Here is a 12,178-nt window from a genome sequence, read left to right as displayed (position 1 = left end):
CGGTGCGTGGCGTTGGGCGCGCGTGGATCAGGCACCGCGCCAAAGTAGCTCTCAAGGCAGGAAATGGCAGTCGCTCCTTCGCTCACCTGCCTCTCCAAAGAATCCTTTCTCAGCCTAAACTCAACCCCAAAATCGCCATATGCGATTCCCCTGCCTCAAGGGGGGAGATCGAGCCCTCATCGCCGCTCTCGCTAACCACTAGCGTTGCAAGGACAGTGTCAGCGTGGAAACTGCCAATCTTCCCCCTTGAGGGGGAGATGTCCGGCAGGACAGAGGGGGGTGGGCGGGAACGACACCCTAGCCCGATCTTTGCGTCCGCACTGGTCCCCTCATGACCGCCTATCTCCTCAAGCGCCTCGCCATCGCCGTCGTCACGCTGGTTCTGGCCTCGATGGTGGTCTTTGCCGTGCTGGAGATCATTCCCGGCGACCCGGCACGGCTGATGCTTGGCCTGAACGCCAGCGCCGACCAGATCGAATTGCTGCGCAACCAGATGGGCCTCAACGCTCCCGTCGTGCTGCGCTATCTGCATTGGGCCGGCGGGCTGCTGAGCCTCGATTTCGGCCGTTCCTATACCTATTCGGTGCCGGTCATCGATCTGGTCCGCGAGCGCCTCGTCGTGTCGCTGCCGCTAGCGTTGATGGCGCTGGCGCTGTCCACCGTCATTGCCATCCCGGTCGGGCTGTTTTCCGCCAGCCGTAGCGGCCGGGCCGGCGACACGATCGCTATGGGCGCCGCCCAGCTTGGCGTCGCCGTGCCCAATTTCTGGTTTGCGCTGATGCTGATCTATCTTTTCGCCGTCTGGCTGCGGCTGGTGCCTGGCGGCGGCTTTCCCGGCTGGAGCGCCGGCGTCTGGCCGGCGCTGAAATCGCTGCTCCTGCCCGCAATCGCACTCGCTCTGCCGCAGGCGGCGATCCTTGCCCGGGTCACCCGTTCAGCGCTGATCGAAGTGCTGAGCGAGGACTACATCCGCACCGCCCGCGCCAAGGGCCTGCCCTATCGTATTGTCTTGTGGCGGCACGCACTGCGCAACGCCATGCTCCCGGTGGTCACCATTCTAGGCCTGCAATTCGCCTTCCTGCTCGCCGGCACCGTCATCATCGAGAACGTCTTCTACTTGCCCGGCCTCGGCCGGCTGGTGTTCCAGGCGATCAACCAGCGTGACTTGATCGTGGTCGAGAGCGTCGTCATGCTGCTGGTCGCCGCCGTCATCGTCGTCAATTTCGTTGTCGATCTCTCCTATGCGGTGGTCGATCCGCGCCTGAGAGGCCGGCAATGACGCTACACATCGACATCCCCGACGAGAACCTTGCCGGCATCCTGGCCAAGGCGTTCAAAAACCGTTCGTTCCTCGCCGGCTTCGTCATCACCGCGCTGGTGGCTGCGGTCGCGATCCTCTCCTTCTTCTGGACGCCTTACGATGTCACCAGGCTGGTCATTTCCGACAAGACCCAGGCGCCATCGCTGGCGCACTGGTTCGGCACCGACCATTTCGGTCGCGACATCCTGTCGATGATCATGGTCGGCGCCCGCAACTCGATCGCCGTGGCGCTGGTGGCGGTCGGCATCGGCATGGGCATCGGCGTGCCGCTCGGCGCCTTTGCCGCGGCGCGCGGCGGCATCGCCGACGACGTGCTGATGCGGCTGAACGACCTGGTCTTCGCCTTTCCGGCGCTGCTTTCGGCAATCATGATCACCGCCATCTTCGGGCCGGGCGCGTTCAACGCCATCATCGCCATCGGCATCTTCAACGTCCCGGTGTTCGCGCGCGTCGCCCGGGCCGGCGCCCTGGCGATCTGGCCGCGCGAATTCATCCTCGCCGCCCGCGCCGCCGGCAAAAGCAGGACGCTGATCAGCATCGAACATGTGCTGCCCAACATCGCCACGCTGCTGCTGGTGCAGGGCACCATCCAGTTCGCGCTGGGCATATTGGCCGAAGCCGGGCTTTCCTATGTCGGGCTGGGCACCCAGCCGCCGATGCCGAGCTGGGGCCGCATGCTGTTCGACGCCCAGACCCGCATGGTGGTGGCGCCGTGGATGGCGATCTTTCCGGGCATGGCGATCGTCGTCACCGTGCTTGGCCTGAACCTGCTTGGCGACGGCATTGCCGACATTCTCGATCCGAAATCGCGGCGGCAGCGATGAGCCTGCTCAAAATCGACAAGCTGTCGCTGACCATCGGCGACACCGCTATCCTCAGAGACGTCGAGCTTTCCGTCGCGGCCGGCGAAGTGATGGGGCTGGTTGGCGAATCCGGCTCCGGCAAGTCGATGACGGCGCTCACCGTCATGCAGCTTCTGCCCTGGGCGGCGCACACCAGCGGACGCATCACCTTCGACGGCATCGACATCCTTGCCGCCAGCGAGGACCAGATGTGCGCGCTGCGCGGCGACGATATCGGCATGGTGTTCCAGGAGCCGATGACGGCGCTCAATCCGGTCAAGACCATCGGCGAGCAGGTCGCCGAGGGTATTCGCTGGCACACCAGGGCGAGCCGCGCCAACGCCGAGGAACGGGCGCGAAAAATACTCGACCGGGTTGGCTTGCCGGCGGCGCAGTTCCCCTTGTCGCGCTATCCGCACGAACTCTCCGGCGGCCAGCGCCAACGCGTCGTCATTGCCATTGCCTGTGCACTGAAACCCAAGCTGCTGATTGCCGACGAGCCGACGACCGCGCTCGACGTGGTGCTGCAGGCGCAGATCCTCGACCTGCTGCGCGACCTCGTAGCGGAAGACCGCATGGGTCTTCTGCTCATCTCGCACGACCTCGCAGTGGTGACCGAGATGGCGGACCGCATCACCATCCTGCGCCATGGCGAGGTGATGGAGGCCGGGGATACGGCGCGCACGCTGTCCGAACAGCTTCATCCCTATACCCGCCAACTGGCGCAGGCCTCGATGCATGTTCCCGCGCGGGCCCGCACACATGACAGCGGATCGGCCAAGCCGCTGCTTCAGGTAGAGAACGTAACGCGGGACTATCCCGGACGGCGCCTATCCCTGTTGAAACGCCCGGCTGCCATCCGCGCCGTCGACGATGTCTCCTTCGCGATGGCGCCCGGCCAGTCGGTGGCGCTCGTCGGCCGTTCCGGCTGTGGCAAGTCGACGCTTGCCCGCATGGTTCTGGCACTGGACAAGCCGACCGCCGGTACGATCCGATTCCGCGGCGACACCCTCACCGGCAAGAGCGAGGCGGAGTTGAAGCCGGCGCGGCGCGACATGCAGGTCGTGTTCCAGGACCCGTATGGTTCGTTCGACCCACGCCAGAAGGTCGAGAGATTGGTGGCCGAGCCGCTGCATGTGCTGGAGAAGAAGCCGGCGCCCGCCGCGCGGCGCGAGATGGTGGCGCATGCGCTGCACGAGGTCGGCCTGTCGCCTAAAGACATGGACAAATATCCGCACGAGTTTTCGGGCGGCCAGCGTCAGCGCCTGTCGATCGCCCGCGCCATCATCACCCGGCCGAAGCTGATCATCGCCGACGAGCCGGTCTCGGCGCTCGACGTCTCGATCCGCGCGCAGATCCTCGACCTGTTCGCCGAGCTCAACCAGAAGCTCGGCATTGCCTATCTGTTCATCACCCATGATCTGACCGTCGCCCGCGCCATCACCGACGAAGTGATGGTCATGCATGACGGCAAGATCGTCGAGCGCGGCAGGACGAGCGAAGTGCTCGACCACCCGCAATCCGAAGCCGCCAAGGCGCTGGTCGCCGCCGCTCCCGATTTGCATCGGGCAATTGCGAAAAGGCTGCAGGAACAGGGGGGAGCGGATTAGTCTTGCGGCTTCACCACATCGGCCGGGCTTATGTCGAGCAGGTCGAGGGTGCGGCGCAACAGCTGCATCTCGCTCCCGGCAAGTTGCGAATCGGCCTTGGCGATCTCGGCCATGTGGCGGGCGAGCAGCTTGCGTCGCTCGACGTCGAGGTCACGAAACTGAGCGATGGCTTGCGAGCCGTTGGTCTCGTAGCCGAACTCGTTGAGATATTCGATAACGCTGTCGATGCTGGTTTCGGGAATGCCGAAGGCTTCCCGGCAGATACGCCTGAAGGCTGTCATTTCGCTTTCGCTGACCGACCCGTCGGCCAGGATCATGCGGAACAGCATCAGCAATTCCGCCGACAGCACCGGATCGTCCGCGACCTTGCGCACGCCGGGGTCGCCGTCGAAGATCGAGCGTATCTGGTCCAGCAATCCCATCGCCGTCAGCCCCTTCCGATTCGTCAGGAAGGTAGCGCGGAATCGGCTTGGCGCAAAAGGGGTGCGAAGGGTGGAACTGGGCAATCGCTTCAGGTTTTGAATTCGTCTCCTCACCCCTTTAGGGCGTTGGCGCTGCCCCTCACCTGCCTGCCGGCATCCTCTCCCCGTTTAGTGACGGGGAGAGGGCGCTCTCGTCACCGGTTTCGCCAATCGCAGACGCTGCAAGAAAAGGCGCCGACGTTGCGACCAGCCCTTTCTCCCCGTCACTATACGGGGAGAAATGCCCGGCAGGGCAATGAGGGGCGGCGGCGACATCGACAATTGGTGGTCTCCGCCACAATTTGGAAACTGTCATTCGTCTGAAGCGATTGCCCTTCGTGATCGAACTCGCGGCACCGTTCTGGCCACTCCCATAAAACTGCCGGCCAATCCGGCAAGCCCGCTGCGCTCATTGGTGTGTGACCGCGCGCCTGATACTATGCCGTTGTACGAATCATGTTGAGGAGGGACCGGACATGAATCTCAGTGCGCCTACCCAGCTTATTTTCATCATATCCCTTGTCATCGCCATCATCGGCGTTCTCGCCGCGCTTGGCGTTCTTGCGTTCATCCCTTTGAATGCCGCGTGGATTGTCGTCATCGCTTACATCGTGCTGGCCGCCGGCTGTCTGATGCGCGGCGCTTAACACGACCAGACAACTTCGAATCTCAGGCAACTCGGAGCGCCCGGCCAAAGCCGGGCGCTTTTGATTCCGACTGATGGTCTGTTAAAGTCGCGTGGCGGAGGAAAGTGCATGCCCGCCGACAGCGAAGACGGCAGCCGCCATGATAGCCCGGGGCTCGATCGGTTCGAGATGGTGCGGCTCGCTCCGTGCCATCGGCTTCAGGGCGCCGTCACCGACATATGCGGCTTTCGCGAAACCATGCCAGGCCATTTCCGCGCCATCGAATATGCCTCGCTGACCGTGCCGCTGGTCATCAGCTTTGCCGAACCCTTTGCCATCGGGCTCGGCAGGGACCCCGGCGACAATGACCGCTTCGCCAGTTTTGCCGCCGGCCTTTACGCCGGGCCGGTGGTGATCGAATCCTTCGGCGGCGCCTGTTGTGTGCAGATCAATTTCACCCCGCTCGGCGCTCGTCGCTTCTTCGGCCGGCCGATGAGCGAACTGACCGACCGCATGGTCGGCCTGGATGACGTGCTCGGCGTTGGAGGCGTCGCGCTGCGCGAAAGGCTTGGCAATGCGCCGGATTGGAGCTCACGCTTTGCCATTGCCGAGGCCTTCGTCGCCGACCGGTTGGCAACCACAGACGGCACTCAAGCCGAAATTGTCTGGGCCTATGAGACGATCGTCTCGACGAGTGGTCGGACCCGCATCTCGACGCTGGCCGAAAAGCTTGGCTGGAGCCGCAAGCATCTCGCCGGAAAATTTTCGGACGCGGTCGGCGTTGGACCCAAGACGCTCTCGCGCATCGTCCGCTTCAACCACGCGCTTTGCCTGTCGAGAAAGGCCAGCAGCGATTGGGCCGACATCGCCGCCGACTGCGGCTATGCCGACCAGGCGCATCTGGTGCGAGAGTTTCGCGACCTCGCAGGCGTCACGCCGACGACTGTCGCCGTGAGGTAACATTTCTTCAAGACGCGCGACGGGCCTTCGCCCAGACTGGGTTGATCGACCAACACAGCGAAGGAGATTGGCCATGCCGAACACCACCGAAGCACCGCGGCTTTACCCGGCGCTGCGCTACAGGAATGCTGGCAAGATGATCGACTGGTTGTGCGAGGCCTTCGGCTTCAGCGTTCACGCCCGCTATGGCGAAGGCGACGTGGTGCACCATGCCGAACTCGCTTTCGGCTCTTCGATCGTCATGCTCGGCACGGCGCGCGACGATGCCTATGGCAAGATGGTCGGCGCGCCCGGGTCGGGCGGCGGCAAGTCGATCTATGTCGCGGTCGCTGACGCCGACGCGGCATACGCGCGGGCAAAAACCGCCGGCGCCGAGATTCTGGAAGAACTCACCGACCGCGACTATGGCAGCCGCGAATTCATCTGCCGCGATCCGGAAGGCAATGTCTGGTCCTTCGGCACATACTGGCCGAAGGCTGACGAAGCTGCCAGCTAACGCGCCAGCCCAAAAATCGCGTCGCAGTCGAGGTGGGTTTCCAGTTCGGCTGCGATCTCGTCCAGTGCCCGTTCGACCTCGGCGCGGTAGTCGATGCCGCCGCCCTTGACGCCGAGGCTTTCGAGGAATTTCGCTCGGAAGGCGTCGGCGGAAAACAGCCCGTGCATGTAGGTGCCTGACACCTTGCCGTCGGCGGAGATGGCGCCGTCATCGATGCCGTTGATAACGGCGGACGGCCGCAGCGTGTCCGGACCGGTGGTGCGGCCGAGATGGATTTCATAGCCCTCGAGCGGCAGATCGAACGGCACCGAGCGCGCGCTGACATTGCGCACCGTCTTTTCCGGCTCCATCACCGTTTCGACATTGAGCAGGCCGAGGCCTTGCGTCTCGGTAACGCTGCCCTCGATGCCGTCTGGATCGCGCACGCTATGGCCGAGCATCTGGAAGCCGCCGCAAATGCCGACGATGTGGCCACCGCGTTTCCTGTGCGCGGCAAGGTCGCGGTCCCAGCCGTTCTCGCGGAATTTCACGAGATCGCCGATCGTCGACTTCGAGCCGGGAATGACCACCAGACCCGCATCCTGCGGCCAGCGCTGGCCAGGCGGCACGAACACCACCTCGACCTGCGGTTCGGCCTTGAGCGGGTCGAGGTCGTCGAAATTGGCGATGCGCGAGAGCATCGGCACGGCGATCTTCAGCGCGCGCTTCTCGCCGGACGCCAACCGATCGAGCACGACGGAATCCTCCGACGGCAGCCGCGCCGCCGCCTTCAGCCACGGCACGACGCCAAAACAGCGCCAGCCGGTGAACTTTTCGATCGCCTCGATGCCGTCATCGAACAGCGAGACATCGCCACGGAACTTATTGATGAGATAGCCGACGATCATTCGCCGATCCTCGTCCGGCAGGATCAGATGGGTGCCGGCGATCGAGGCGATGACGCCGCCGCGATCGATATCGCCGACCAGGATCACCGGCACGCCGGCGCGCGTCGCAAAGCCCATATTGGCAATGTCACGGCTCCTGAGATTGATCTCGGCCGGCGAGCCGGCGCCCTCGACAATGACCAGATCGGCGCCCTCGCCAACCTTTGCCCAGGAGTCCAGCACCGCATCCATAAGCCGGCCCTTCAGCGCCTGGTAGTCGCGCGCCCGCGCCTCGCCGAACACCTTGCCCTGCACGACGACTTGAGCGCCGACATCGGTCTGCGGCTTGAGCAGCACCGGATTCATGTGGATGGTCGGCGGCACGCCGCAGGCGATCGCCTGCAGCCATTGCGCGCGGCCGATCTCACCGCCGCTTGAAACGCCTGGAATATCGGCGACAGCCGCGTTGTTCGACATGTTCTGCGGCTTGAACGGCCGCACTTTCAAGCCGCGCTTCTTCGCCGCGCGGCAAAGACCGGCGACGAGCACCGTCTTGCCGACATCCGAACCCGTGCCCTGCAGCATGATCGCCTTGGCCATATCAGTCCCTGCCCTGCGCAACGGTTCCGGTGATCGTCGACTTGGCTGCCAGTGGCCCGCCGCGCCAGAGATAGAGCGCCATCAGTGGCTCCTTGCCGGTGCGCATGGCGTGGCTGACGTCAGAGGCATGGTGGATCACCTCGCCCGCCGCTCGAAGGCGAAAACCGCCATCGCCCATGCGCCATTCGGTGCCGCCGGTAAGCGGGACGTAGATCTCCTCCGCGACATGGTGGTGATCGGGGTAGACGATGTCGGGCCCAAGGATCAGCAGGCCGGCCGCGACCTCTTCATTGACGAAATGACCGCGCGTGCCGAATACCTCCAGCCAGCCGTAATTGTCGATGAAAATCTTGCCGAAATCCGCTTCGCCATAGGTCTGGCCCCAGCGCAGATCGCCGCGACGCTGCGCAACCAGCCGCGCCAGCGGCTTGGCCGCAGCGGGAGCGAGTTCGACGATACGGTCGAGCAGGACGAGACAAGGCAGTGCATGCGGTTCGAGCGGCCGGCTTGGCATGTCCCAGCCGATTCGGGCCACGGCGTCGCGCACCAGCGCATCATCGAACGTCTGGAGATAGGCATGGAAGCGTCCAAGCAGTTCGTCGAAATTTGTCGTCACACTTTGCTCCAAAGCGCATTCGCACACAGCGGCTGCGCAGACGGTCGGGTTGCGCGGCGGCATCATTGGTCTAGATTGGACGGCGCGCAAAGCCAAAAACGACAGGCCAGCAGGCCGGAAACATCAGGGAGCACGCCATGGACGCCGCTGTCGATGCGGGCACCAGCCAGTTCGAACTCAACGAGGACCAGCGCGCCATCCAAGAGATGGCCGAGGCCTTCGCCGCCGATCGTGTGGCGCCGAACGCACTCGACTGGGATCGCAACAAATATTTCCCCGCCGACGTGATCCGCGAGACCGGCCCGCTCGGCCTTGGCGGCATCTATGTCCGCGACGATGTCGGCGGCTCGGGGCTCGGCCGGCTCGACGCCGTGCTGATCTTCGAGGCGCTTTCGCGTGCCGATCCGGCGTTTTCCGCCTTCATCTCGATCCACAACATGGCAGCATCGATGATCGACCGCTTCGGAAGCGACGAGCAGCGCCGGCGCTTCCTGCCCAAACTGACCTCGATGGAATGGCTGGCAAGCTACTGCCTGACCGAGCCGGGCTCGGGCTCGGATGCGGCGGCGCTGAAGACGCGCGCGGTCAAAAGCGGCAGTGACTATGTGCTGAACGGCGCCAAGCAGTTCATCTCCGGTGCCGGCGACAGCGACCTCTATGTCGTCATGGCGCGCACCGGCGCCGACGGGCCGAAAGGCATTTCCACCTTCGTCGTGTCGAACGATGCGCCCGGCCTTTCCTTCGGCGCCAACGAACACAAGATGGGCTGGCACATGCAGTCGACCCGCCAGGTCGTCTTCGAGGACTGCAAGGTGCCGGCGGAAAACCTTTTGTCGGCAGAAGGCGCCGGCTTCGGCATCGCCATGGCCGGGCTCGACGGCGGCCGCTTGAACATCGCCGCCTGTTCGCTCGGCGGCGCGCAATCGGCACTCGACAAGACTCTCGCCTACACCGCCGAGCGCAAGGCCTTCGGCTCGAAGATCAACCAATTCCAGGCGCTGCAGTTCAAACTCGCCGACATGGAGACCGAACTGCAGGCAGCGCGCATCTTCCTCTACACCGCCGCCTCGAAGCTCGACCGCAAGGCGCCGGATGCCGGAAAATGGTCGGCAATGGCCAAGCGCTTCGTCACCGACACCGGCTTCAACGTCGCCAATGACGCCCTGCAGTTGCATGGCGGCTATGGCTATCTGCACGATTACGGCATCGAGAAGCTGGTACGGGATCTGCGCGTCCACCAGATCCTCGAAGGCACCAACGAGATCATGCGCGTCATCATCGCTCGCGCGCTGATCGTACGGTAAGGCAGTAGGCAGTAGGCAGTAGGCAGTAGGCAGTAGGCAGGAAGATGACCGGCAAGATCAATTCGTACAAGGATCTTATCGTATGGCAGCAGGCGATGGATCTGGCCGTCACCACCTACTCCTTGACCAAGGCATGGCCAAAAGAAGAATTGTATGGGTTGACCAGCCAAATTCGCCGCTCAGCAACCTCTATTCCTGCAAACATCGCGGAAGGTTATGGTCGAGACAACAGAGGCTCCTATCAGCAATTTCTCAGGATAGCCCAAGGATCGTGAAGGAGTTCGAGACACACCTTGAGATCGCTGAACGCATTGGCCTTGCCACGCATGACCAAGCTTATCACGTACCGTTAGCGACCGAGGGCATCGGAAAAATGCTTCGCCAACTTATTAGCAAACTTGCGCCCGAATAGGTCGCCTACTGCCTACTGCCTACTGCCTACTGCCTACTGCCTACTGCCTGCCTTACCCAAACCGCGGAGTGCCATTATGACCACCATCGCCTTCATCGGCCTCGGCAATATGGGAAATCCGATGGCCGCCAACCTGGTCAAGGCCGGGTATGCCGTGCACGGCTTCGACCTGGTGCCGGAAAACCTCGTCATCGCCAGGGAGCACGGCGTCGTCATCATGGCCAATGCCGTTGCGGCGGTAAAGGATGCCGATGCGGTCATCACCATGCTGCCGGCCGGCAAGCATGTACTGTCGGTTTACGCAGACATCGCGGCCAACGCGAAAAAAGGCGCGTTGTTCATCGATTCCTCGACCATCGACGTCGAGTCGGCGCGAAAGGCCCATGCCACCGCGGCCAAGCACGGATTGCTGACGATCGACGCGCCGGTCTCCGGCGGGACGGGCGGTGCGGCGGCCGGCACGCTGACCTTCATGGCCGGCGGTTCGAAGGACGCCTTCGCCAAGGCCGAACCGATCCTCAAGCCAATGGCCGGCCGCATCGTTCATTGCGGCGACGACGGCGCCGGGCAGGCCGCGAAGATCTGCAACAACATGATTTTGGGCATTTCGATGATCGGCGTTGCCGAGGCCTTCGTGCTGGCGGAAAAGCTCGGCCTGTCGCACCAGGCGCTGTTCGACGTCGCCTCGACATCGTCCGGCCAGTGCTGGTCGCTGACCACTTACTGCCCGGTGCCCGGCCCTGTGCCGACATCGCCCGCCAACAATGGCTATAAGCCCGGGTTTGCAGCGGCACTGATGCTGAAGGACCTGAAACTGTCGCAGGAGGCCGCACAGAGCGTCGGTGCGGCAACGCCGCTCGGCGCAGAGGCAGCCCAGCTTTATGCGCTGTTCAACGCACAAGGCAATGCCGGCGCGGATTTTTCCGGCATCATCAATTTCCTGCGCGGTGACCCTGCGTAAGGTCAAATTTCATAGTTTTCGATCTGCCCAAAGCGGAAAGTCGGCAAATTTAGGTTTGCTTAAGCTCTTGCTAACCCTGCAGTAACGATGTGCGTTTAAAACGGATTGCGAGGCGGACATCCGCCCGGCGCTCCGGATCAGGTCTCGCGTACCGGAGCCCGTAAGTTTCGCCGTAAGTTTCGCAAGTGTATTGTTGGCGAAGCACCATGCGTATCTGGCAAAGCCGCGTTCCGATGGAGCGCGGTTTTTGCGTTTTCGCCATGTCGTCGGAGCTATATTCCGATTGCCGCGTCGCTGATGCGGCCCTTCGGTGCTGTCTCAGTTTGAATTTCCGCTCACGACCCCCACATGAATTTCGGCTCGCTACCATTTCCACCGAGCGGGCTCGAAAGCTTGAAGGCAACCCGGTTGCAGACACAGTCTCGAAGACTATTTCATTAGAGGCTATACGGCCGCACGAATCTCTTCACATATTGAGGTCCCGCAATGGCGCACGAGCCTCGAAAAAGACCATTATTCCGCAAGCTCGATAATCATCTACTGCGCGTGAGCGATCTTGATGCAGCCGTATCGTTCTATGGGGATCGGCTCGGTCATGCCCTCGTTTGGCGGGACGATGAAGCCGCCGGCTTTGCGCTGCCTGAAACCGATGCGGAACTGGTTGTCCATCTTCATATCGGTCCCGAGACCGACATCCTGGTCGATAACGTGGACGACGCGTTTGAGGAATTCTTGGCCGCCGGCGGTGAGGCTGTGCAACCGCCATTCGAGATCGCGGTTGGGCGGTGCGCCCGTGTGCGCGATCCTTTCGGCAACATAGTTGTGATCTTGGACCAATCGAAAGGGATGTTGGTCACTGACGCGAAGGGGCACGTCATCGGTGTCAAGGCGGGCCGGTGATCACGCGTGGTCGTCGATACCGCCAACAGCCTCGCCTGGCGAACTCTTCGCCATAAAGCGGCATTCAATCTCCGGGCGCCCGCATTCCCGGGGCCCGGGGGACGGTCCCACGTAACCCGTGGGCCAAAAGGGCGCCGGCAGGGGGCGCGCCCGGGCCAAGCCGGGGCCGGGCCAGGGGAGACGTGCGCGCGGGCCGCTAACCG

The 12,178-nt window shown here is 63.2% G+C and carries 12 protein-coding genes and 1 pseudogene; 10 read left to right on the top strand and 3 right to left on the bottom strand.

All coding sequences use genetic code 11. The annotated features are described in order from the left end of the window. Window positions 1–331 precede the first annotated feature (331 nt). From NKH43_RS34195 to NKH43_RS34185, 3 genes are read left to right on the top strand one after another with little or no spacing between them, the layout of a single operon-like run. Window positions 332–1,279: an ABC transporter permease gene (locus NKH43_RS34195; RefSeq protein WP_352495965.1), complete on the top strand. Its 948-nt coding sequence runs from the start codon at window positions 332–334 to the stop codon at window positions 1,277–1,279. Further along, the gene (locus tag NKH43_RS34190; RefSeq protein ID WP_352844342.1) at window positions 1,276–2,145 is read left to right on the top strand and encodes an ABC transporter permease; all 870 of its coding nucleotides are present in this window, start codon (window positions 1,276–1,278) and stop codon (window positions 2,143–2,145) included. The genes NKH43_RS34195 and NKH43_RS34190 overlap by 4 nt, the downstream gene beginning before the upstream one ends. Then, on the top strand, window positions 2,142–3,773 hold the full coding sequence (locus NKH43_RS34185) for an ABC transporter ATP-binding protein (RefSeq protein ID WP_352861910.1): 1,632 nt from the start codon (window positions 2,142–2,144) through the stop codon (window positions 3,771–3,773). Before NKH43_RS34190 ends, NKH43_RS34185 begins: the two co-directional genes overlap by 4 nt. Here the strand turns inward: NKH43_RS34185 and NKH43_RS34180 are convergent. Then, the gene (locus NKH43_RS34180) at window positions 3,770–4,195 is read right to left on the bottom strand and encodes a TerB family tellurite resistance protein (protein ID WP_352861908.1); all 426 of its coding nucleotides are present in this window, start codon (window positions 4,193–4,195) and stop codon (window positions 3,770–3,772) included. The genes NKH43_RS34185 and NKH43_RS34180 overlap by 4 nt on opposite strands. Window positions 4,196–4,710: 515 nt before the next feature. On the opposite strand from NKH43_RS34180, the gene NKH43_RS34175 reads away from it, so the two are divergent. From NKH43_RS34175 to NKH43_RS34165, 3 genes are all read left to right on the top strand, one after another. After that, the gene (locus tag NKH43_RS34175; RefSeq protein WP_023676480.1) at window positions 4,711–4,881 is read left to right on the top strand and encodes a hypothetical protein; all 171 of its coding nucleotides are present in this window, start codon (window positions 4,711–4,713) and stop codon (window positions 4,879–4,881) included. Between the two features lie 108 nt (window positions 4,882–4,989). Beyond that, window positions 4,990–5,820 (top strand): helix-turn-helix domain-containing protein, encoded by an 831-nt coding sequence (locus NKH43_RS34170; protein ID WP_352861906.1) that lies wholly within the window; start codon window positions 4,990–4,992, stop codon window positions 5,818–5,820. Window positions 5,821–5,893: 73 nt separating this feature from the next. Continuing rightward, on the top strand, window positions 5,894–6,316 hold the full coding sequence (locus tag NKH43_RS34165; protein WP_352861904.1) for a VOC family protein: 423 nt from the start codon (window positions 5,894–5,896) through the stop codon (window positions 6,314–6,316). Here the strand turns inward: NKH43_RS34165 and NKH43_RS34160 are convergent. Both NKH43_RS34160 and NKH43_RS34155 read right to left on the bottom strand, forming a co-directional pair. Further along, window positions 6,313–7,782, bottom strand: coding sequence for a cobyric acid synthase (locus NKH43_RS34160; protein ID WP_352861902.1), 1,470 nt, complete (start codon window positions 7,780–7,782; stop codon window positions 6,313–6,315). The two genes, NKH43_RS34165 and NKH43_RS34160, sit on opposite strands and share 4 nt — an antisense overlap. 1 nt (window position 7,783) lies before the next feature. Further along, window positions 7,784–8,398 carry a dimethylsulfonioproprionate lyase family protein gene (locus NKH43_RS34155; RefSeq protein ID WP_352861900.1) on the bottom strand — a complete coding sequence of 205 codons (615 nt, stop codon included), beginning with the start codon at window positions 8,396–8,398 and terminating at the stop codon, window positions 7,784–7,786. A 137-nt stretch (window positions 8,399–8,535) separates the two neighbouring features. On the opposite strand from NKH43_RS34155, the gene NKH43_RS34150 reads away from it, so the two are divergent. The 4 genes and pseudogenes from NKH43_RS34150 (at window position 8,536) to NKH43_RS34135 (ending at window position 11,975) form a co-directional block, all read left to right on the top strand. Then, a complete protein-coding gene (locus NKH43_RS34150; protein WP_352861899.1) occupies window positions 8,536–9,702 on the top strand; it encodes an isobutyryl-CoA dehydrogenase in 1,167 nt (388 codons plus the stop codon). A 44-nt stretch (window positions 9,703–9,746) separates the two neighbouring features. Continuing rightward, a pseudogene (locus NKH43_RS34145) lies at window positions 9,747–10,114 on the top strand (four helix bundle protein). A 76-nt stretch (window positions 10,115–10,190) separates the two neighbouring features. Then, window positions 10,191–11,075 carry a 3-hydroxyisobutyrate dehydrogenase gene (gene mmsB, locus NKH43_RS34140; RefSeq protein WP_352861897.1) on the top strand — a complete coding sequence of 295 codons (885 nt, stop codon included), beginning with the start codon at window positions 10,191–10,193 and terminating at the stop codon, window positions 11,073–11,075. Window positions 11,076–11,561: 486 nt separating this feature from the next. Continuing rightward, complete coding sequence (locus NKH43_RS34135) at window positions 11,562–11,975, top strand: VOC family protein (RefSeq protein ID WP_352861895.1); 414 nt, start codon at window positions 11,562–11,564, stop codon at window positions 11,973–11,975. Window positions 11,976–12,178: the final 203 nt, after the last annotated feature.

It is taken from the genome of Mesorhizobium sp. M1163 (assembly GCF_040318415.1).
Classification (GTDB): Bacteria; Pseudomonadota; Alphaproteobacteria; order Rhizobiales; family Rhizobiaceae; genus Mesorhizobium.
Note: the sequence above shows the minus strand (reverse complement) of the source record. Positions and strands in the feature narration are given on the sequence as shown.

Coding starts and splice junctions, on each gene's coding strand:
- NKH43_RS34195 (WP_352495965.1), top strand. CDS start 332: ATGACCGCCTATCTCCTCAAGCGCCTCGCCATCGCCGTCGTCACGCTG.
- NKH43_RS34190 (WP_352844342.1), top strand. CDS start 1,276: ATGACGCTACACATCGACATCCCCGACGAGAACCTTGCCGGCATCCTG.
- NKH43_RS34185 (WP_352861910.1), top strand. CDS start 2,142: ATGAGCCTGCTCAAAATCGACAAGCTGTCGCTGACCATCGGCGACACC.
- NKH43_RS34180 (WP_352861908.1), bottom strand. CDS start 4,195: ATGGGATTGCTGGACCAGATACGCTCGATCTTCGACGGCGACCCCGGC.
- NKH43_RS34175 (WP_023676480.1), top strand. CDS start 4,711: ATGAATCTCAGTGCGCCTACCCAGCTTATTTTCATCATATCCCTTGTC.
- NKH43_RS34170 (WP_352861906.1), top strand. CDS start 4,990: ATGCCCGCCGACAGCGAAGACGGCAGCCGCCATGATAGCCCGGGGCTC.
- NKH43_RS34165 (WP_352861904.1), top strand. CDS start 5,894: ATGCCGAACACCACCGAAGCACCGCGGCTTTACCCGGCGCTGCGCTAC.
- NKH43_RS34160 (WP_352861902.1), bottom strand. CDS start 7,782: ATGGCCAAGGCGATCATGCTGCAGGGCACGGGTTCGGATGTCGGCAAG.
- NKH43_RS34150 (WP_352861899.1), top strand. CDS start 8,536: ATGGACGCCGCTGTCGATGCGGGCACCAGCCAGTTCGAACTCAACGAG.
- mmsB (WP_352861897.1), top strand. CDS start 10,191: ATGACCACCATCGCCTTCATCGGCCTCGGCAATATGGGAAATCCGATG.
- NKH43_RS34135 (WP_352861895.1), top strand. CDS start 11,562: ATGGCGCACGAGCCTCGAAAAAGACCATTATTCCGCAAGCTCGATAAT.